Source organism: Corynebacterium macclintockiae, assembly GCF_027570165.1.
GTDB lineage: Bacteria > Actinomycetota > Actinomycetes > Mycobacteriales > Mycobacteriaceae > Corynebacterium > Corynebacterium macclintockiae.
In genome coordinates, this window is record NZ_JAKMUV010000008.1 from 1 (window position 1) to 20,434 (window position 20,434).

A 20,434-nucleotide genomic window follows, 5' to 3' on the forward strand; every position below is an offset into this window, starting at 1 on the left:
CTTTCGGTCACTTGTTACAACGCGGGGGAGTGCGAAGCGTTACGTGCTCTGCTAAAGAAAATTAAAAAGTGTCATATGGGGGTAATAGCAGGGGGGTGAGGCGCGTGGGGTGGTAGCTGTGAGGCTGATGTGATTATGGTCGACTCAAGTTGAGTGAAGTTGAGCAACGGTTAAGGTGTTAATCTAGAGCTAAAGTTGAGACTGATACAACAGATGCTGGTATGCTTTGTATCTGTTTCATAAACCATCAATAGTTTTCATCACTGTTGCGAACGCCTTCTAGCACTTTGAGGCAATCCGAAAGGGAAAGGGACAACCTATGCCACTCACTCCGGCTGATGTGCACAACGTAGCTTTTAGCAAGCCGCCGATCGGCAAGCGTGGTTACAACGAGGACGAGGTCGATCAGTTCCTGGACCTCGTGGAGGACACTCTTGCGGAACTGCAGGACGAAAACTCCGACCTCAAGCTGAAGGTAGACCAGCTGGAGTCCAGCTCCGCTGGCGCCGGCGCTGCCGGCGTAGCGGGTGCCGCAGGCGCCACCCAGGTGGATGAAGCTGCCCTGCGTCGCGAGATCGAGGCTGATCTGCGCCGCAAGTTCGAGTCCGAGTACTCCACCAAGCTGGAGCAGGCTCGCAAGGATGCCCGTGCAGAGGCACAGGCTCAGCGGGGAACCGCCCAGCCGCAGGGTGTAGCCGCTTCCCAAGCCAACGCTGCCGAGATTGAGAAGAAGATCAAGGCGGACTACGAGGCCAAGCTGAAGGCTGCCGAGGAGCGCGCTGCGAAGGCAGAGAAGGCTGCCGAGGATGCAAAGATGCAGGCTCCGGCCCAGGCTTCCGGTTTCGCATCCCAGGGTGCTGTCGCTTCCGGCGACGGCAAGTCCGGCGTTGCTACCGCCGAGACCCACATGCAGGCCGCTCGCGTCCTGTCCCTGGCACAGGAGATGGCAGATCGCCTGACCGGCGATGCCAAGGCAGAGTCCTCCAGCATGCTGGAGGAGGCTCGCGCTACCGCTAAGAAGACCATCGACGACGCGGACAACAGCTCCAAGAACACTCTGGCAGACGCCAAGCAGCGTTCCGAGGCTCAGCTGTCCGACGCGAAGACCCGCTCCGAGAAGATGCTGGCGGACGCCGAGGAGAAGTCCAACGCACAGCTGGCAGACGCAAAGCAGAAGTCCGAGGTCATGATCTCCGACGCTACTGCTCAGTCCCAGGCGCAGATCCGCTCCGCACAGGAGAAGGCAAACGCCCTGCAGGAAGACGCAGAGCGCAAGCACACCGAGATCATGAACACGGTAAAGAAGCAGCAGGCCACCCTCGAGGCACGCATCGAAGAGCTGCGCACCTACGAGCGCGAGTACCGCACCCGCCTGAAGACCTTCCTGGAGTCTCAGCTGGAAGAGCTGAACAGCCGCGGCACCGCAGCCCCCGCAGGTTCCATCGAGGTCGAGGGCGACAACAAGTAAGTAGTTCCAGAGCCCACCGGCTCTAACCTCACCGACGACCGCTAGGAGGATACACAGACGATGCTTTTCGCAGCGATCCTCCTGGCGGTCGTCGGTTTTGTGGCGCTCGTTGTCAGCCTGGCCGTCGGATCCACCACCTGGGCGTGGGTCTGCGTGGCTGTGGCAGCAGTAGGCGTGGCGCTGTTCATCTTCGACCTGGTTCGCCACCGCAAGCGCTAATGCTTTGAGCACCCCACGAGCACCCCACGCCGCCACCCCATATGCGCAGCGTGTAGGGTTAAAGGCGATTGACAATTTAATAGCCCCAACCACGCAACGATCCGGCCATCACCGGGGAGCGTTCCCGGAAGAACGGATGCGCACAGTGCATCTCACTAGACCCGGGCGGAATCGCGGCACGTCACAGCCGTAAGTGAAGAAGTGGGCGAGCCCCCTGCGCAAAGCTTTGGCTAAAGCGGGCTCGTCAATCAGGGTGGTACCGCGCTGGGCTTTAATGCCCATGCGTCCCTGTTGTTTTAATGGCACGTTCGCCGGTTCACGCCGGTGGGCGTCATAAAGAAAAAGACCAAAGACAACAGCGAACGACAGAATTAGGAACCACCATGGCTGAAGCAACTCCCGCAGGCGGCGCTTACCCGCGCGTCGATATGTCCAACGGCGGCTCGACTGCATTCCCCGCTCTCGAAGAAAACGTACTGAAGTACTGGGCGAAAGACGGCACCTTTAACGAATCGGTCGCTGCCCGCGACAACGCCGAAGAATACGTCTTTTACGACGGCCCGCCGTTCGCCAACGGCCTCCCGCACTACGGCCACCTGCTGACGGGCTATGTCAAGGACATCGTTCCGCGCTACCAGACCATGCAGGGCAAGAAGGTCGCCCGAGTTTTCGGCTGGGACTGCCACGGACTGCCCGCCGAGCTAGAGGCGGAAAAGCAGCTGGGCATCAAGGATCGCGCCGGTATCGAAGAGATGGGCATGCGCTCGTTCAACGACTACTGCGCGACCTCCGTGCTGCGCTACACGGATGAATGGAAAGAATACGTCACCCGCCAGGCACGCTGGGTGGACTTCGACAACGGCTACAAGACGATGGATCCGGGATTTATGGAGTCCGTTATGTGGGCCTTCAAGACCCTCTACGACAAGGGCCTGATCTACCAGGGCTTCCGCGTGCTGCCGTACTCCTGGGCAGAGCACACGCCGCTGTCGAACCAGGAAACCCGCCTGGACGATTCCTACAAGATGCGCCAGGATCCAACCATCACGGTGACTTTCCCGATCACCGGTGCGACCGAGGGAACGGCCTCCGTAGAGACTCTGGCGCAGCACCCGGAGCTGGTCGATGCTGCATTTATCGGCTGGACGACCACCCCGTGGACCACGCCGGCGAACCTTGCTCTGGCCGTTAACCCGGAGGTTGTCTACGCCGCGGTGCGGATTGGGGATGACGCCGCAGGTGCCGACGGAGCAGAGGGCATGCACGGTGCGACCGTGGTGCTAGCCGACGACCTGCGCGGTGCGTATGCCAAGGAGCTCGGCGAGAAGGCCGAGGTGCTGGGTACGTTCACCGGTGCGCAGCTGGAGGGCATGACCTACGAGCCGCTGTTCGGATACTTCGCCGAGCGCGCGGGCGAGAAGGTCGAAGGCGGCGAGGGGAACCCCGGCAGCGAGTTTAAGGCGGGTGCCTTCCGCGTGCTGTGCGCAGACTACGTCACCACCGCTGACGGTACGGGCGTGGTTCACCAGGCTCCGGCCTTCGGTGAGGACGATATGTTTACCTGCGAGGCTGCGGGCATCGACCTGGAGATTCCGGTGGACATGGACGGCAAGTTCACCTCCCTGGCGCCCGAGTATCAGGGCCAGCTGGTCTTCGACGCGAACAAGGCCATCATCAAGGACCTGAAGGCTGCGGGCCGCGTGCTGCGCCACCAGACGATCGAGCACTCCTACCCGCACTCCTGGCGCTCCGGTGAGCCGCTGATCTACATGGCGCTGCCGTCTTGGTTCGTCGCCGTGACGAAGTTCCGCGACCGCATGGTGGAGCTGAACCACGAGCAGATCGAGTGGGCGCCTTCCCATATCCGCGACGGTCAGTTCGGCAAGTGGCTGGAGGGTGCGCGCGATTGGAATATCTCCCGCAACCGCTACTGGGGCGCGCCGATCCCGGTGTGGGTCTCCGACTCCGAGGAGTACCCGCGCATGGATGTCTACGGCTCCCTGGAGGAACTGGAACGCGACTTCGGCCGCAAGCCGGCCTCGCTGCACCGCCCGGACATTGACGAGCTGACCCGCCCGAACCCGGATGACCCGACGGGCAAGTCCACCATGCGCCGCGTGCCGGAGGTGCTGGACTGCTGGTTCGAGTCCGGCTCTATGCCGTTCGCGCAGAAGCACTACCCGTTCGAGAACAAGGAGTGGTTCGATAGCCACTCTCCGGCGGACTTCATCGTGGAGTACTCCGGCCAGACTCGCGGTTGGTTCTACACCATGCACGTTTTGTCCACCGCGCTGTTCGACCGCCCGGCGTTCAAGAAGGTCGTAGCCCACGGCATCGTGCTGGGTGACGACGGGCTGAAGATGAGTAAGTCCAAGGGCAACTACCCGAACGTCAACGAGGTTTTCGACCGCGACGGCTCCGACGCTATGCGGTGGTTCCTCATGAGCTCGCCGATCCTGCGCGGCGGCAACCTGATCGTCACCGAGCAGGGCATCCGCGAAGGCGTACGCCAGGCGATGCTGCCGATGTGGAATGCGTACTCCTTCCTGCGACTGTATGCCTCCCAGCCCGCGCGGTACGATACGTCGTCCACCAACGTGCTGGACCGCTACATCCTGGCGAAGTTGCATGGCACGGTGCAGGCGGTATCCGATGCGTTGGATAACACCGATATCGCCACCGCGTGCGATGAGATCCGCTGGTTCTGCGACGCACTGACCAACTGGTACGTGCGCCGCTCCCGCGACCGCTTCTGGGCAGGCGACGCGGTTCACCCAGAGGCCTTCAACACCCTGTACACCGTGCTGGAGACCCTGAGCCGTGCCGCCGCGCCACTGCTGCCGATGACCACCGAGGTGATCTGGCGCGGCCTGACCGGCGAGTGCTCCGTACACCTGGCGGATTTCCCGAACGCCGCCGATCTGCCTGCGGATGCCGAACTGGTGGCGGCTATGGACGCCGTGCGCGCCGTGAGCTCCGCGACGAGCTCCCTGCGAAAGGCACACAAGCTGCGCAACCGCCTGCCGCTGCCGCAGCTGACCGTCGCGCTGCCGAATGCCGACGCCCTGGAGGACTTCACCCAGATCATCGCCGACGAAGTGAACGTCAAGGAGGTCGAGCTGACTGCGGACGTGGACAAGGTCGGCCGCTTCGAAGTTGTCGTGAACGCCCGCGCGGCTGGCCCGCGCCTGGGCAAGGATGTCCAGCGCGTGATCAAGGCTGTGAAGTCCGGCAACTACACCGTCGACGGCGCCGGTGTGGTCACCGCCGATGGCATCGAGCTGCAGGATGGCGAATTCACCCGCAAGCTCGTCGCCGCCGACCCGGATCACACCGCCGAGGTCTCCGGTCAGGACGGCCTGGTGGTGCTGGATACCCAGACCACCCCGGAGCTAGAGTCCGAAGGCTGGGCAGCCGACCGCGTCCGCGGCCTGCAGGAGGCCCGCAAGGCCGCCGACCTGCAGGTCACAGACCGGATCCACCTGACCCTGTCCGTTCCTGCGGACAAGGAAGAGTGGGCCCGCACCCACGCGGATGCGATCGCCAAGGAGGTGCTGGCCACGGACGTGAAGATTGTCGTCGGCGAGCAGCTCAGCCACGACGTTGCCGACGGTTGCACGGCGGACATCGTGGTGGCGTCCTAAAGAAAAAGGCGGTTAGACCCGCAGGGTAGGAACATGCGCTGGGTGGCTCACATCGACATGGATGCGTTTTTCGCCTCCGTCGAGCAGCTCACCCGACCGACCCTGCGCGACCGGCCCGTGCTGGTCGGCGGGCTGGGCGGCCGTGGGGTGGTGGCCGGTGCCTCTTACGAAGCCCGTGCCTTCGGCGCGCGTTCTGCAATGCCGATGAGCCAGGCCGTTCGCCTGTGCAAACACCGCGCGGTGGTAGTGCTGCCGCGCAAGGAGGTCTATACCGCGGCTTCGCGGCGCATCTTCCAGGTCATCCGGGCGCACGCGGGCGTGGTGGAACAGCTCTCCGTGGACGAGGGCTTCGCCGAGCCACAGGGGTTGACCAGCGCCGAAGAGGCCCGCGAGTGGGCCGAAAAGCTGCAGGCCACGGTGGAAAAAGAGACCGGCCTGCCAGCATCTGTCGGCATGGCCGCCACCAAGCTGGATGCGAAGATGGCCAGCGATCTGGCCAAGCCCCATGGGGTGTTCGTTGTGCCGCCGGAGTCCCGAATGGAAGTCTTTGCCGATCGGCCCGTTGGCGACGTGTGGGGGATCGGCAAAGTGGCACAGGGGAAGCTGCACACCATGGGTATCGATACGATCGGCCAGTTCGTAGCGGCAGATGCCGCCGATATTCGCGGGGCTTTGGGGTCCGTCGGCGCGGAGGTGCAGCGCATGGCCGCCGGGGATGATCCGCGCCCCGTTGCTCCCCGTGCGCCCGCCAAACAGGTCAGCGCCGAAAAGACTCTGCAGGTGGACGCGCGCACCACCACGGAGGCCATGCGTGTGCTGCACGAGACCGCGCTGGCGATGCACCGCCGTCTGCTAAAGGACGGCCGCGCAGCCCGCACCGTTACCGTCAAGACCCGCACCACCGACTTCCAGCTGCACACCAAGTCCGCCGGGCTGCCCGCGCCGACGGAGGACTTCGACAAGATCTTCGCCCTAGCCCAGCGCCTGTTGCCGCGCCCGGAGGAGGCCGGTGCTTTTCGCCTGGTCGGCGTGAGCGTCTCCGGCCTGGTGGCCGATCGCCAGGAGCTGTTGTTCCCCGAACTCGACGGCCCGCCGGTGCCCATCGTCGCTGGTAACGAGGCCGATTCGGGTCTTTCTGTCTTTACTCATGACGCCACCACGGCCCAGCCCCGCTGGCGCGCCACCCAGGATGTTTCGCACGTGGAGTATGGGCACGGGTGGGTCCAAGGGGCTGGCAACGGGGTGGTCAGCGTGCGTTTCGAGACCGCCGCGACCGGCCCGGGGAAGACCCGCACCTTCCGGATTGACGACGAGGACCTAAGCCCCGCGGATCCGTTGGACAGTTTGGGCTGGGATCTGGACGGGCTAGTGGAGGAGTGAGCCTAGCGAGAGCGGGGCACGGGGCGCTAGCGGCCGCGGGCGATTTCGTAGAGCAGTTCGATCCGCGCCTGGCTGGGGCGCAGCGCCCCGCCGCTGCGGAGGCCGTCGCGGGCGAGCTGCGCCCCGCCGCCACTGCCGCCGTAGACGAAGGAAACCCCTCCAGTGGGCACGCGGCTGCACACGACCACGGGAAGCTCGCCTGCCTGGGCACTGCGATCGGCGCGCCAGGCGGACAGCTCTGCCGCGACCGCGGTGGGGATGTTGCCGGAGCCCATGGCAGCCAGCACCAGGCCGTGGACCGCGCCGTCGCGCTCCGGCACCGCGCCGTCGCGATCTGAACCGGCGCCGTCCCGCTCCCGCAGCGCGCGGATGAGCAGCCCGTCATCGCCCGCAAAGGTGGTGACTATCGGCACGTTCAGGCCCGCGATCCGCGGCGGGGCGGAGGCGCTGGTGGGTTCGGGCTCTGTTTCTGCCGAGCCGGATCCCGTTCCTTCTGAGCCGGGTGAAGGTGCCTCTTGACCGGAGTCGGCCAGCGCGTTGCGGAAGGCGGTCTCTGCCGTTGTGTGCGCCTTGTACGCCCCGCGGGCGGGCAGGATGGCATCCCCGAAAACGATGTGGACATCCGGGGAGAGCTCACCGGAGGCAAGCGCGGCGAACGCGCGGGAAAGGTTGGCCGGGCCGTCCGGTGCGGCGTCATCACCCGGGCGCTGGGCGCCCGTAAACACCACAGGGCAGGGCAGCTCAAGGGCACAGGCGGCGGCCAGGGCGGATTCCTCCATCGTGTCCGTGCCGTGCAACACCACGATGCCCGCCGGAGTGGGGGAGTAGAAGCGTGCGATGTGGGCGACGAGCTGGTCGATCTGGGGGAGGGTGATGGAGCTGGAGTCGATGCTCATGATGTCGTGTGGCAGGGCCTCGAACCCCTGCGGAACGTGAGCCTGCCTGACAATGTCTGCACAGGTCAGGGTTGGAACAAGGTCGCCTTCGGGGGAGTGGGTGCAGCTGATGGTGCCGCCGGTGCCGAGGACGGGGATCTGCAGGCAGTTCCGCGAGGGGGTGGAAGTCATGTGACCAATGTACGTGACGCTTAGTCGCGTTGATCGAAGATGTTGATGGAGTTTCGGCGAATAGGACGGAGTTGTGCAGGAATACTTGCATGATTATTATGCAGGTATTGCTGCACGATTGAAGGAGGTTCCATGTCCCCTCGCAAGTACCACCACCCGGAGCCTGATGAAATTACCCTGGCCAGGGTGCTGGCAGCCTTGAGCGATCCCACGCGTCTCGAGATGATTCGTCGTCTGGCTGACGGGCTCGAGCACGACAGTCTCGAGCTCGCGGACGACTTGCCCCGGTCGACGCTGACGTACCACACCCGCATGTTGCGGGAGGCAGGGGTGACATGGACCCGGGGGGAGGGGCGTGCATGTCTGATCCGGTTGAGGAGGGAGGATCTCGATCGCTTGTTCCCTGGAGTGCTTTCAGCAGTGGTGGCCAATGCTGTCCCTACAGAGGTACAGGAATGATGGGGCGGCTCTGGCCCTTCGTGGTGGGCAGTGTCGCGCTCGGGCTGGACGCATATGTTGTCGCCGGTCTCCTTCCTACTATCGCCTCATCTCTAGACGCACGCGAAGCTACTGTCGGCCTGGGAGTAGCGGCCTTCACCGGCTCATATGCGATAGCAGGCCCCTTGTTAGCTGGACGCGCGGGAAGGCGGTCACGACAGAGCCTGATCGTGTCCCTGCTTATCTTCACTGTGGCAAACCTAGCCACGGCGTTCTCGCCGACTGTTGAGTTCTTCTTAGGCTCCCGAGTGGTGGCTGGCGCAGCAGCGGGTGTGTACTCACCGCTGTCGTCCGCGGTCGCGGCAGAGATTGCAGGGGAAGTACGTCGTGGACGTGCACTGGCGCTAGTCCTTGCGGGTTTGGCAGTTGGCACCGTATTTGGAGTCCCAGCAGGTCTGGCACTAGCGCAGTACTGGGGATGGCGAGCCGCCATCCTGCTGATCGCAGCTATCGGAGGCGCGGCGCTGGCGGGAACTTTTCTGCGGGGCCGCGACCTGCCTGCTATTCCTGCTTCGGGCGCTCGTGAACGGTTGCTCTCGATCGCGCGACCCAAAAATCTAGTTACGGTGACCGTAACTCTTCTGACAGGTGTCGCTTCTCTGGGGCTTTACACCTACATGACTGTGATTTTGTCCTCAGGGAGCTTGGCGTCTCACCAGACGCTTGCGATCTGGGTCTGGGGCATTGGGGGTGCGGTGGGAGCGCTAGGCGTAGGCAGACTGTTAGACCGGCGTGCCCCGTTGCAACTAAGCATGGTTATACTCGGAGGCCTCACTTTCGCGCTGCTCGGCATGACGCAAGACCAAACCGCGTGGATTTTGGTCGCTAGCCTGTTTCTCTGGGGAATGTGCGGGTGGGCCTCGCTCGCACCTCAGCAACACATCTTGCTTCAGGCGAATCCGGCCGACGGGGCTACAGCTGTGGCTGCGAATGCTTCCGCCAATTACTTGGGGTCCGCACTGGGGGCAATCTTCGGGGCTTTACTGGTTTCCGCAGATGCGACACCAACCGTTCTCTGCATTTCCGCGGCGAGCGTAGCAGTACTGGCGCTGCTCAGTCAGTTTGCTCGGCAGCACATGAGCGCCACGGAATAGTCGTGTATGCCAACGCATGGGGGAGACTGCTTCTGTCATGTCCATCCCTGGTCGACGGTTCGTGCGTTTTGGCGCAAATCACACGAATAACATCTGCAACAGTATGGCTTGTATAGTCGGAACCTGGTTCCCCAAATTTCTTGGGATGTGTACTCCATGTGCACAGCTGTCTACGGCAGTGTGCCACAGAGCACTATTTTCTTACTCGGCTAATTGCACACGATCAGTAGCATTACATTTTCCAACCATCGAAGGAGCATTCTCGTGCGTTCTACCCAGCGCCACTCTCGCAGCACCAAGATCTTTACCCGCGCAACGGCTATCTCCGCCATGCTGGCCGCTGGCCTAACCCTGTCTGCCTGTGGTGGCGATGAGGATTCCTCCGACAATTCCTCGACCTCCAGCTCCGCTAAGTCCAGCGCCGCCCAGTCCGAAGGTGCGGGGGATAGCAAAACCCCGACCGTAGAGCAGCTGGCTGCCGTGCTGAACCGCGCTGTGGACCCCAAGGTGCCGACGGACCAGAAGACCGATACGGTTGTCAACGGCGAGCAGGCGCCGGAGCTTTTTGACGCCCTGACGAAGTCCCGCACCGAGTCCGGCGCGACCCTCGAGGTCGTGGAGCCCGTACTGCCGAGCCTGAACCCGGGCAACGTCAACGCCACCGTGAAGCTGACCGTGCCGAACCAGGAACCGCACGTGGTCAGCGACGTGGAGTTCGTTAACGAGGGCGGTAAGTGGAAGCTGGATCAGGGATGGGCCTGCACCCTGGTAGAAAATGTTTTGCCGGACCAGGTTCCGCCGATGTGTAATGAGCTTTAAGCTCCACCCTTAACTAGCGGCTCCCACACCGGGGGCCGCTTTTATTGTTTGGGGCTCCACTTGGACTTCGAGGTCGTGGTTTGCACCACATGTACCGGGGACTTGTCCTGCCCGTAGATGATCTTTGTTTTCACGTTAATGTGCCCGCGGGTCGGCAGTACCTTGTTGAGGTCCAGTGCGATCTGTCCGGTGGACTCCGTGTTTACAGACAGCACCTTCAAATCGGTCTGCGCCAGCGTGGACACAGCAGGCAGGCGCTGAACCTCTACCTTCAAGGAGACAGACTGACCCTGGCGCTCCAGCAGGGTGTAGGTGATGTCCTGCTTCATCGATATATCACCATCGACGCGGTTGGACACTGTCCACTTCGCGCCCACGCCGACGGCCGGAGTGGGGAAGACGATGGGGAAGTCATTCATCTGGTTCAGCGCGGATTCCACGCTGGCGCGGGCGGTCTGGCTGGCACTATCGGGGGCGCTGTAGCTGCGCGAGGTCACCCGGCCGTCGACGTCTTGCTCGGAGGACACCTTAAAGCCCTCGGCCGTTGCGATGTCGTCGTTCTTGTCCTCATTCGTGCCGGATGGCTTGCCCACGGTCACGGTGCTCTGGCGGCCCTTGCCATCGGTGGAAGCCTCGGCGGACAGCGGCAGGTGCATCGTCACCTCGTCGTAATCCAGCTCCGCAACATCGGGACTATTTTTGTCATGCCCCTTCGTGTGCTGTTCAAAGCCCTGGGTGGCGTCGAAGGAAACCTCTTGGTTGCCCCCTTGGGAGAACCACACGAGGGGTTCCTGCGGAGTGGCGCCACGGTTCAGCACCTCGATCTTTACACCCGGCACAGCCACGTCGGCTGGCTTAGATTGCGGCTCCTCGGTATCGGAGCAACCAACGGCCGCAAAGGCCAGGCCAATGGCGCTGCACACGGCTAGCGCGGACTTCCTAGAATTACCCACAAGTTCACAGCGTAACAGGCGGACATTAGACTACTTAAGCGTGACTTCGAAACGCGCATCTATCGCAGCCTTGACCCTGATGTTTGGGATCATCGCCGTCGACCAGATCACGAAATGGGCGGTCGTCGAGAACCTCGAGCCACAGCGGGCCTACCCCGTTATCGGCGAATTCTTCCGCCTGTACCTGGTGCGCAATCCGGGTGCGGCGTTTTCGATGGGAACCAGCGCCACCATCTTCTTTTCCTGCTTCCAGCTGATCGCCTTCCTGGCCTGTATCGTTCTGGCCCTGCGTACACGTTACTTGGCGGGTGCGCTGCCGATTGGCCTGATCGGAGGCGGCGCAGCGGGCAACCTGATCGACCGTGTTTTTCGCGAGCCGGGAGGTATGCACGGCCACGTTGTGGACTTTCTGTCTTTCGGTAGCTTCGCCATTTTTAATGTTGCTGACGCCGCCATCACCGTCGGCGTGGCGTGTTACGTGATCTACGCATTCTTCATCGAGCCGGCGAATCATGTGCGCGCTGAGCGGGCTAGCGAGTCCAGTGAGGCTAGCGATACCAGCGATACCAGCGATACCAGCGAGGTGAGCGAGGGGGAGGAGAGCCGATGACCCGGGAAAACCGAGTGATGCCGGTGCCGGATGGCCTGGCGGGAATGCGGGTGGACGCAGGACTGTCCAAGTTGCTGGGACTCAGCCGTACCGCAGTTGCGGAGCTGGCTGCCGATGGCGACATTCTGCAGGACCAGTCGCCGGTGGGGAAGTCCGATCGGCTCATTGCGGGCGCATGGCTGGACGTGACCCTTCCCGCCCCGCCTCGGGATCTGGCCGCCGAACCGGCCCGGCATGTGGAGGGGATGGAGATCCTGTACTCCGACGAGGACGTCATCGCGGTGGACAAGCCCGTCGGCGTGGCTGCCCACCCCACCGTCGGCTGGGATGGCCCGACGGTGACCTCCGGTCTGGCGGCCGCGGGCTTCCGCATTTCCACTTCCGGTCCGCCTGAGCGCAAGGGAATCGTGCAGCGGCTGGACGTCGGCACCTCCGGCGTGATGATTGTGGCAGCCAGCGAGCGTGCCTACAGCGTGCTGAAGAACGCCTTCCGGGATCGCGAGGTCTCCAAGACCTATCACGCACTGGTGCAAGGGCACCCCGACCCGACGTCCGGCACCATCGATGCCCCCATCGGACGCCACCCCTCCGCAGGTTGGCGCTTCAGCGTGCGCGAGGATGGCAAGCACGCGATTACCCACTACGACACGCTGGAGGCCCACCGCCAAGCCAGCTTGCTGGAGGTCAAACTGCAGACCGGTCGTACACACCAGATCCGCGTGCATTTCTCCGCCCTGCATCACCCGCTGTGCGGGGATCCGATGTACGGTAGCGATCCGAAGCTCTCCGAAAGGCTAGGCCTCAACCGCCAATGGCTGCATGCCGTGGAGCTGGGGTTCCCGCACCCGGATGGGTCGTGGAGAACCGTGCAATCGCCATACCCCCAGGATCTGCAGCAAGCACTGGATAGGCTGCGGGATGCCAACGGCATCGGCGCGAAAGGCACGAAGAACGCTGGAGGCCACCAGCCGTGAGCAAGCCCCAGCAACACTCCGATCAGCAGTATCGGGGGCGTAGCCCGCAGCAGCTGAAAGCTAACAAGAAGCGCCAGCGCCAGCTGGACTGGGAGGACACCCGCCGACCAGGCTGGGTCGCTTGGCTGTCCGGCATTTGCCTCATTGCGATGGGATGTGGCGTCATTGCCATGGGCGCATCAGACCTGACCTCCAAAGCGCCGAACATCAACGGCGACCAGCTCGGCCCCTTCGATGGCACCCCGGCGCAGTACCGCGAGCACGCGCGCGCACAACTCGACCACATGACCGGCGAAGAACCGCGCTGGGCGCTAGTTTCCCCGGCACCGGAGCACGCATGGAATTCCAGCGAGGTGATCGAGCTGCTCAAGGGCATCGATGCGCGCGTGAGCACCCTCTACTTCGGTGCGACGGCCTATGCGACGCTGCCGGAACCAGCGGTGGGGCATACCCGCGCCGACGTTATCAACCGCGCCGTGGGGCGCATGGCGCGGAGCGCGCACACACAACCGGATAAGCTGCGTATCGACGGAGTGCTAGTCCACGCAACCCCGGAGCAGCTCCGTGAGCTGGCGAAACGCGCCTATGCCGTGGAACCTGCAGATCCGGGGGCGGTGTACGGACGCATTGGGATTCGACCGATGGGAGCGAGATAGTTGATCTGGGGCCTGCTGTGTTACCTGATGTGGGGGCTGTTTCCCGCCTTCTTCCCCCTGCTGCAACCGGCCACGCCGATGGAGATCCTGGCGCACCGCTTTGTGTGGACGCTGGTGTTTATGCTGCTGGTGCTCGCCGCCATACGCGGGTTTAAGCAGCTGCGCTCCATTACAGCCCGGCAGTGGCGGATCGTCGCCATCGCCGCGTTGCTGATCAGTGTGAACTGGGGGCTATACATCTATGCGGTCAACAACAATCACGTTGCCGATGCCGCCCTTGGATACTTTATTAACCCCCTGGTCAGCGTGCTGTTGGGTGTGATCGTGTTGGGCGAGAAGCTGCGCCGCCTGCAGCTTGTCTCTGTCGGCATCGCCACCATCGCCGTCGTGGTGTTGACCGTCGCGCTGGGGTCGCCGCCGGTGATCTCCCTGGCGTTGGCCTTTAGCTTCGGGTTCTACGGGCTCGTTAAAAAGCAGGTTAGTTTGACGCCCATTCAGTCCCTCACCGCCGAGACTCTTGTCCTGGCGCCGGTAGGGCTGATTTACCTGGGATTTTTGCAGTCCCGGGGCGCCAACACTTACGTGCAGCTGGGCGCTGGCCACGCCGCACTGCTGATGCTGGCGGGCGTGGTGACTGCGCTGCCGCTGCTGTGCTTCGCTCGCGCCGCCCAAGAGATGTCTTTGACGAGCCTGGGCATGGTTCAATACATCACGCCGGTGATCCAGATGCTGTGGGCTGTCTTTGTGAACAGCGAGCACATCGAACCCGCCCGCTGGGTCGGCTTCGTGCTGATCTGGCTTGCGGTGGTTGTCTTCATCGTTGACCTGGTACGCAACCGCCCGCCGCGGGTACGGCGGGTGAAGAAGCTGAGCTAGGCTAGGCCGAAAACCCGATCCACCATCGCATTGCGCATCATGCCCTGCGGATCCACCTTTGCGCGTACCTCGCAGGCACGCGCCAGATCCTCGTGCCGCGCCAAGAGGTCCTCGTGGGTGAGGGTGTGCAGCTTCCCCCAGTGCGGGCGCCCCGTAGCAACGGACTTGAAGATCGGCTCGATGTGCCGGAACAGAGCCTGGTGGCTGTCTTTGTTGTAGCGGTGGATGGCGATGTAGCAGGATTCACGCCCCTTCGCCGTGGACAGTGGCACGTCATCGGCCGCGGTTGCGCGGACCTCAATGGGGAACAGCACCTGCTCGCCGCATGTGTTCATGGTGTGCTGAACCTCTCGCAGTACCTCGCGGGCGTCCGCCAGGGGAACGCTGTACTCCATCTCGTTGAAACGTACGCGCCGGGAGCTGACGAACACGTCGTGGGCGACGTTGGAGTATTCGCGCTGCGCCAGGGTCTTCGCGCTCAGCTTCGCAAAGGGCTTGCTCAGCCGGGGGAAGAAGTGCGCCAGGTCGCACATCGCGCGGTAGGCGCCGTTGTTGAGAAGTTCGTCGTCGAAGACCTCCTTCCAGCGTGGTACTGGGTTGGTTGGAGTATTGCCTGGCAGTCGGGTGTTCGTCTTCACGTGGGCCACGTCGGTGCCGGGGAACCAGTAGAACTCCAGGTGGTCCTCGCCCCGCACGCGCTCGGCGAAGTTATCCACCACCTGTGCGTTTGGTTCCGCCCGCTCGACCGCATGCAGAACGAAGGTATCCACTACGTCGAGCTCTACCTCGGTAATGATGCCGTAGGCGCCCAGCGAGACTCGGGCGATGTCGTAGAGCTCTCCGGCGATGCCCTCCGCGCCGGCGTAGCATTCGTGGGCGTGGCCGTCCGGGGTGATGATGCGGAAAGCTCGCAACATGCCAGCAAAACCGGTGAATCCCAGACCCGTGCCGTGGGTGCTGGTGCCGATCGCGCCAGCCAACGACTGCGGATCGACATCCCCCTGGTTGGCCAGTGCCACTCCCAGGGGAGCCAGGATGCCCGGCACATCCCGCAGGCGGGTTCCGGCGCGCAGGCGGGCGGTCATCTTCTGCGGGTCAAAGTGGATCAAGCCCGCTAGGTTGTCCAGGCTGACCTGGATGCCATCGGTCGCGGCGACGGAGGTAAAGGAGTGCCCGGCGCCGATGGGCTTGATCCTTTCCCCGGAAGCGGCGGCGCGCTGGATCAGCTGGATCAGTTCCGCCTCATCGCGCGGAGCCACCTGTTTGCGCGGCTGGCCGGTGGTCACGCCGGACCAGTTGGACCAGCGGGAGTTATGGGCGGGCTTGCGGGTAATAGTGGTGCTCATTAGACAAAACTCTTTCCTTCGCCGCGGTAGGTGGGCCATTCCGCGACAATTTCACCGGCCGAGACGACCAGCACGCTATCGATGTATTCAGTTGCCTCGCCGGCTTTCGCGTGGCGCATCCACACGTGGTCGCCGAGGCGCAAGTTCCGGGCTGCGGAGCCGCTCAGCGGAGTCTGCACTTCGCCGGGCCCTTCCAGCGGGGCCATCTTTAGATCCCTTGGCCAGTCGACGACCGGCAGGCGATCCTTGCCCGGGGGACCAGAGGCGATACGTCCTCCGCCGGCGACCGTCACTGTCTCCGGCCCAGGGCGGCGCACCACTGGCACGACGAACCATTCCGCCGGAGTTGGCTGGAACTGGCGGTAGTGGTCGAAAAGTCCGGGGCCGATGATGCCGGAGCCCGCGCCGATCTCGGTGATGGCGGCCTCCGCGCTGGTGGTTTCGATCGAGCCGGTACCGCCACCGTTGACGAACTCCAGAGGAGGCAGACCCGCCACGCGCAGTTCCTCGGCGACGGCGGCGACGATCTTCCCGCGACGGCTAGCCAGCTCACGCACCGACAGCGCCTTCATCGCCGCGACGGCAGGGGAGGTGTCCGTGGTGCCGGCGACCTGACCCTCGTAGGCCATGAGGCCGACCAAACGGAATCCCTCGCGCTGGCGGACCTGTCGGGCGAAGTCGCGAACCTCCGCCACCGTATACAGAGGGGAACGTAAGGCTCCGATGTGAACGGGGCCGGCGCGCAACGCGGCGTCAATATCAATACAAACCCGAATGTCTCCACGCTCGTGGGGCGGCACCACAGAGTCGATAAAGTCCAGGTGAGCGACCGAATCAACCATGAGAGTGATGGCCTCGCGGGCGCGCGCATCGTGGATCAAACGATGCAGCGCCTCGCGGTGGGCAGAAGGGTAGGCAACGAGGATGTCATCGCTGACCTGCTCCTCGCAGAGCCATAGCGCTTCGTTCAGGTTGTAGGCCAAGATGCCGCGATAACCGGGGAGGGTAAGGACCTCCGAGATCAGCGAACGGATACGCAGCGACTTGCTGGCCACCCGAATCGGGGTACCGCGAGAACGGTGCGCCATGTCTTGCGCGTTGGCTCTGGCGGCATCCAGATCGAGCACCGCGAAGGGTGCGTCCAGGTGCGCCACTGCGAGGCGGGTATCTTTCTTCATGGAAAGTAACTGTATAGCGATAAGGAATCCCATGTGCCGAAAAAAGGGATTTTTACAACACGCTAAGATGGCCAACCATGAGCGGTTCCTCCTTCGTCCACCTGCATAACCACACCGAATACTCCATGCTCGACGGCATGGCTAAAGTCGATATGCTGGCCGCAGAAGCCAAGCGGCAGGGGATGCCCGCAGTAGGCATGACGGACCACGGCAACATGTTCGGTGCGGATGCTTTTTACCGGGCGATGACCGCCGCCGACATCAAGCCCATCATCGGCATTGAGGCCTACATCGCCCCCGAATCCCGCTTCAACCAGCAGCGCGTGCGGTGGGGTAAGCCGGAGCAGAAATCCGATGACGTCTCAGCCTCCGGTGCGTACCTGCACCAGACGATGATCGCGGAGAACGCGACGGGGCTGCGCAACCTCTTTTACCTGTCTTCGATGGCCAGCTACGAAGGCCAGCTGGGCAAGTGGCCGCGCATGGATGCCGAGCTGATCGCCCAGCACTCCGAGGGCATCATCGCCACCACCGGCTGCCCGTCCGGCGACGTGCAGACTCGCCTGCGCTTGGGACAGTTCGACAAGGCCCTGGAAGCCGCCGCCATGTGGCAGGACATCTACGGCAAAGAAAATTTTTTCCTGGAGCTGATGGACCACGGCCTGGAGATCGAAAAGCGGGTGCGCGACGACCTGCTGGAGATCGGCCGCAAGCTGGAACTGCCGCCGCTGGTGACCAACGACTGCCACTACGTACTGGAGCAGCAGGCTCCAGCGCACGAGGTGATGCTGTGCGTGCAGACCGGCTCCACACTGGACGAACCCACCCTGGATCAGGGCGGTAAGCGCTTTGCGTTCTCCGGCACCGGCTACTACCTGCGCACCGCTGAGGACATTCGCGCGCAGTGGGATAAGGAAGTACCGAAGGGCTGCGACAACACCCTCTGGGTGGCCGAGCGTGTGCAGGACTACTCCGAGATCTGGGAGGAGCACCCGCACGACCGCATGCCCATCGCCGACGTGCCGGAAGGCCATACGCCGACGACCTGGCTGACCCACGAAGTGATGAAGGGGCTGGAGGAGCGCTTCCCGGGCAAGGAAGTCCCCGCCGAGTACATCGACCGCGCCAAGTACGAGATCAGCGTGATCGACATGAAGGGCTACCCGTCCTACTTCCTGATCGTCGCCGAGCTGATCAAGTACGCCCGCTCCGTGGGCATCCGCGTCGGTCCCGGCCGTGGTTCGGCCGCCGGTGCGCTGGTCGCGTACGCGCTGACCATCACGAATATCGACCCGATGGAACACGGCCTGCTGTTCGAGCGCTTCCTGAACCCCGAGCGCCCGTCCGCACCCGATATCGATATCGACTTCGACGATCGCCGTCGCGGAGAGATGATCCGCTACGCCTCCGACCGCTGGGGCGAGGACAAGATCGCACAGGTGATCACCTTCGGCACAGTGAAGACGAAGCAGGCTATTAAAGACTCCGCCCGCGCCCACTACGGCCAGGCCGGATTCCAGATGGCCGACCGGATCACCAAGGCCCTGCCCCCGGCGATCATGGCTAAAGACATTCCGCTGCACGGCATCACCGACCCGGAGCACGAGCGTTACCCCGAAGCCGCCGAGGTGCGCCAGCTGATCGAAACCGACCCGGACGTGGCAAAGATCTACAAGGATGCACTCGGTCTGGAAGGCGTGATCCGCCAGGCCGGTGTGCACGCCTGTGCCGTCATTATGTCCAGCGTGCCGCTGCTGGACTGCATCCCCATGTGGAAGCGCAAGCAAGACGGCGCGCTGATCACCGGCTGGCCGTACCCCGCCTGCGAGGCCATCGGGTTGCTGAAGATGGACTTCCTGGGGCTTAGAAACCTTACGGTTATTGGTGACGCCCTCGATAACATCAAGACCAACCGCGACTTTGAGTTGGACCTGGAGAACCTCGATACGGTGGATGATCCCACCTACGAGTTGTTGGCGCGCGGTGAGACGCTGGGCGTGTTCCAGCTGGACTCCGCGGGCATGCAGAAGCTGCTAAAGCGCATGAAGCCGACGGGCTTCAACGACATCGTGGCCGCGTTGGCGCTGTATCGCCCGGGCCCGATGGGTGTGGACGCGCACTGGGAATATGCCGACCGCAAGAACGGACGCAAGCCGATTCTGCCGATCCACCCGGAGCTGGAAGAGGCGCTGCACGAAATCCTGGAGGAGACCTACGGCCTGATCGTGTACCAGGAGCAGATCATGAAGATCTCCCAAAAGGTCGCGAACTACACCGCGGGCCAAGCAGATGGCTTCCGCAAGGCGATGGGTAAGAAGAAGCCGGAGGTGCTGGAAAAGGAGTTCGTCACCTTCGAATCCGGCATGAAGGCCAATGGCTACTCCGCCGATGCCATCAAGACGCTGTGGGATACGATCCTGCCGTTCGCCGGCTACGCCTTTAACAAATCCCACGCCGCGGGCTATGGACTGGTCTCCTTCTGGACCGCCTACCTGAAGGCGAACTACGCGCCGGAGTACATGGCTGCGCTGCTGACCTCCGTGGCGGACAAGAAGGACAAGTCCGCGATCTACCTGGCAGACTGCCGCCACCTGGGCATTCGCGTGTTGTCCCCGGATGTGAACGACTCGCGCTATACCTTCCAATCCGTTGGTAAGGACATCCGCTTCGGCCTGGGTGCGGTGCGCAACGTGGGCGAGGACGTGGTGAACTCCATCATCGCCTCTCGCGAGGAAAAGGGCGCGTTCAAGGACTTCTCGGACTACCTGGACAAGATCGATCTGACTGCGGCAAACAAGCGCGTGACCGAGTCGCTGATTAAGGCCGGCGCCTTCGACTCGCTGGGCCACCCGCGCAAGGGTATGGTGCTGGTGCACGAGGACGCGGTGGACGCCGTCACCGCCACCAAGAAGGCCGCAGCCAAGGGACAGTTCGACCTGTTCGCGGGCCTGGGCGGGGACGACGACGCGGGCGATGTCTTCCGCGTGGAGGTGCCCGACCAGGAGTGGGAACGCAAGCACCAGCTGGCGCTGGAACGCGACATGCTGGGCCTCTACGTATCGGGCCACCCCCTGGACGGCTTCGAGGATGCCCTGGACGCGCAGATCGACACGCCCCTGACGACCGTGTTGTCCGGCGAACTGCCGAACAACAAGGATCTGAAGATCGGCGGCATCATCTCGGCCGTCGAGCGCCGCATCGACCGCAACGGCAACCCCTGGGCGATCGCCACGCTGGAGGATCAGCATGGTGCACAGGTAGAGCTGCTGGTGTTCCCGAAGACCTACCAGATGGTGGCCCCGCAGATCGTCGAGGACAACATCGTGCTGGCGAAGGCGAAGATTAACTACCGAGAAGACGACATGCGTCTGTTCTGCCAGGATCTCAAGTCCGCAGAGCTCACAGTTGGCGCTGGATCCGGCGTGCCACTGCGGCTGAACATCCGCGTGGATCAGGCCACGCCGGACAACATGGCCAACCTGCGCCGCGTGCTCAGCCAAAACAAGGGTGACTCGGATGTCTACCTGACCCTCATCGACGGGGAGGAGGAAGTTCAGTTCCTGCTCGGCCCCGAGATGCGTGTGAACAAGTCTCCATCGTTGATGGGCGCTTTGAAGGCCTCGACCTGGGAGGGCATTTTCTCCTAGATCTG

16 protein-coding genes are annotated in these 20,434 nt (G+C 63.3%); 12 read left to right on the forward strand and 4 right to left on the reverse strand.

Annotation, left to right across the window (positions count from 1 at the left end; translation table 11 throughout):
- The first annotated feature begins 319 nt into the window (after positions 1–319).
- The 4 genes from L8U58_RS07200 (at position 320) to L8U58_RS07215 (ending at position 6,711) form a co-directional block, all read left to right on the forward strand.
- Entirely contained in the window at positions 320–1,468 is a 1,149-nt protein-coding gene (locus L8U58_RS07200) for a DivIVA domain-containing protein (RefSeq protein WP_034977341.1), read from the forward strand.
- Positions 1,469–1,528: 60 nt separating this feature from the next.
- Positions 1,529–1,687: a hypothetical protein gene (locus L8U58_RS07205; RefSeq protein ID WP_034972096.1), complete on the forward strand. Its 159-nt coding sequence runs from the start codon at positions 1,529–1,531 to the stop codon at positions 1,685–1,687.
- 383 nt (positions 1,688–2,070) lie between these two features.
- Positions 2,071–5,331, forward strand: a complete 3,261-nt coding sequence (gene ileS / locus L8U58_RS07210) for an isoleucine--tRNA ligase (RefSeq protein ID WP_269955021.1) — start codon at positions 2,071–2,073, stop codon at positions 5,329–5,331.
- Positions 5,332–5,364: 33 nt separating this feature from the next.
- Complete coding sequence (locus tag L8U58_RS07215; protein WP_269955022.1) at positions 5,365–6,711, forward strand: DNA polymerase IV; 1,347 nt, start codon at positions 5,365–5,367, stop codon at positions 6,709–6,711.
- Between the two features lie 26 nt (positions 6,712–6,737).
- Here the strand turns inward: L8U58_RS07215 and L8U58_RS07220 are convergent, their stop codons facing one another.
- Positions 6,738–7,778: an asparaginase gene (locus L8U58_RS07220; RefSeq protein ID WP_269955023.1), complete on the reverse strand. Its 1,041-nt coding sequence runs from the start codon at positions 7,776–7,778 to the stop codon at positions 6,738–6,740.
- Positions 7,779–7,910: 132 nt separating this feature from the next.
- Here L8U58_RS07220 and L8U58_RS07225 point away from each other — a divergent pair, with 132 nt between their 5' ends.
- The 3 genes from L8U58_RS07225 (at position 7,911) to L8U58_RS07235 (ending at position 10,189) form a co-directional block, all read left to right on the forward strand.
- Positions 7,911–8,237, forward strand: coding sequence for an ArsR/SmtB family transcription factor (locus L8U58_RS07225; protein WP_034970082.1), 327 nt, complete (start codon positions 7,911–7,913; stop codon positions 8,235–8,237).
- Positions 8,237–9,370, forward strand: coding sequence for an MFS transporter (locus L8U58_RS07230; RefSeq protein ID WP_237743906.1), 1,134 nt, complete (start codon positions 8,237–8,239; stop codon positions 9,368–9,370). The genes L8U58_RS07225 and L8U58_RS07230 overlap by 1 nt, the downstream gene beginning before the upstream one ends.
- A gap of 264 nt (positions 9,371–9,634) precedes the next feature.
- Positions 9,635–10,189, forward strand: a complete 555-nt coding sequence (locus L8U58_RS07235) for a WKL family lipoprotein (protein ID WP_034970076.1) — start codon at positions 9,635–9,637, stop codon at positions 10,187–10,189.
- Between the two features lie 41 nt (positions 10,190–10,230).
- Here the strand turns inward: L8U58_RS07235 and L8U58_RS07240 are convergent, their stop codons facing one another.
- Positions 10,231–11,142, reverse strand: a complete 912-nt coding sequence (locus L8U58_RS07240) for a DUF6263 family protein (protein WP_230580329.1) — start codon at positions 11,140–11,142, stop codon at positions 10,231–10,233.
- A 40-nt stretch (positions 11,143–11,182) separates the two neighbouring features.
- Here L8U58_RS07240 and lspA point away from each other — a divergent pair, with 40 nt between their 5' ends.
- The 4 genes from lspA to rarD are packed head-to-tail and all read left to right on the forward strand — an operon-like array spanning position 11,183 to position 14,258.
- The gene (gene lspA / locus L8U58_RS07245; protein ID WP_230580330.1) at positions 11,183–11,752 is read left to right on the forward strand and encodes a signal peptidase II; all 570 of its coding nucleotides are present in this window, start codon (positions 11,183–11,185) and stop codon (positions 11,750–11,752) included.
- On the forward strand, positions 11,749–12,726 hold the full coding sequence (locus L8U58_RS07250) for an RluA family pseudouridine synthase (RefSeq protein ID WP_034970068.1): 978 nt from the start codon (positions 11,749–11,751) through the stop codon (positions 12,724–12,726). Before lspA ends, L8U58_RS07250 begins: the two co-directional genes overlap by 4 nt.
- Positions 12,723–13,382, forward strand: a complete 660-nt coding sequence (locus L8U58_RS07255; RefSeq protein ID WP_269955024.1) for a hypothetical protein — start codon at positions 12,723–12,725, stop codon at positions 13,380–13,382. The genes L8U58_RS07250 and L8U58_RS07255 overlap by 4 nt, the downstream gene beginning before the upstream one ends.
- Entirely contained in the window at positions 13,383–14,258 is an 876-nt protein-coding gene (gene rarD / locus L8U58_RS07260; protein ID WP_269955025.1) for an EamA family transporter RarD, read from the forward strand. It begins immediately after the preceding gene.
- Here rarD and L8U58_RS07265 read toward each other — a convergent pair.
- The gene (locus L8U58_RS07265; protein ID WP_034970060.1) at positions 14,255–15,604 is read right to left on the reverse strand and encodes a D-arabinono-1,4-lactone oxidase; all 1,350 of its coding nucleotides are present in this window, start codon (positions 15,602–15,604) and stop codon (positions 14,255–14,257) included. The genes rarD and L8U58_RS07265 overlap by 4 nt on opposite strands.
- Entirely contained in the window at positions 15,604–16,782 is a 1,179-nt protein-coding gene (locus tag L8U58_RS07270) for an amino acid deaminase/aldolase (protein ID WP_034977359.1), read from the reverse strand. Before L8U58_RS07270 ends, L8U58_RS07265 begins: the two co-directional genes overlap by 1 nt.
- 77 nt (positions 16,783–16,859) lie before the next feature.
- Here L8U58_RS07270 and dnaE point away from each other — a divergent pair, with 77 nt between their 5' ends.
- Positions 16,860–20,429: a DNA polymerase III subunit alpha gene (gene dnaE, locus L8U58_RS07275; protein ID WP_269955026.1), complete on the forward strand. Its 3,570-nt coding sequence runs from the start codon at positions 16,860–16,862 to the stop codon at positions 20,427–20,429.
- Positions 20,430–20,434 lie beyond the last annotated feature (5 nt).

Excerpts from the sequence above, each read along its gene's own strand:
- L8U58_RS07200 (WP_034977341.1), top strand. The coding sequence starts at position 320 with ATGCCACTCACTCCGGCTGATGTGCACAACGTAGCTTTTAGCAAGCCG.
- L8U58_RS07205 (WP_034972096.1), top strand. The coding sequence starts at position 1,529 with ATGCTTTTCGCAGCGATCCTCCTGGCGGTCGTCGGTTTTGTGGCGCTC.
- ileS (WP_269955021.1), top strand. The coding sequence starts at position 2,071 with ATGGCTGAAGCAACTCCCGCAGGCGGCGCTTACCCGCGCGTCGATATG.
- L8U58_RS07215 (WP_269955022.1), top strand. The coding sequence starts at position 5,365 with ATGCGCTGGGTGGCTCACATCGACATGGATGCGTTTTTCGCCTCCGTC.
- L8U58_RS07220 (WP_269955023.1), bottom strand. The coding sequence starts at position 7,778 with ATGACTTCCACCCCCTCGCGGAACTGCCTGCAGATCCCCGTCCTCGGC.
- L8U58_RS07225 (WP_034970082.1), top strand. The coding sequence starts at position 7,911 with ATGTCCCCTCGCAAGTACCACCACCCGGAGCCTGATGAAATTACCCTG.
- L8U58_RS07230 (WP_237743906.1), top strand. The coding sequence starts at position 8,237 with ATGGGGCGGCTCTGGCCCTTCGTGGTGGGCAGTGTCGCGCTCGGGCTG.
- L8U58_RS07250 (WP_034970068.1), top strand. The coding sequence starts at position 11,749 with ATGACCCGGGAAAACCGAGTGATGCCGGTGCCGGATGGCCTGGCGGGA.
- L8U58_RS07265 (WP_034970060.1), bottom strand. The coding sequence starts at position 15,604 with ATGAGCACCACTATTACCCGCAAGCCCGCCCATAACTCCCGCTGGTCC.
- L8U58_RS07270 (WP_034977359.1), bottom strand. The coding sequence starts at position 16,782 with ATGAAGAAAGATACCCGCCTCGCAGTGGCGCACCTGGACGCACCCTTC.
- dnaE (WP_269955026.1), top strand. The coding sequence starts at position 16,860 with ATGAGCGGTTCCTCCTTCGTCCACCTGCATAACCACACCGAATACTCC.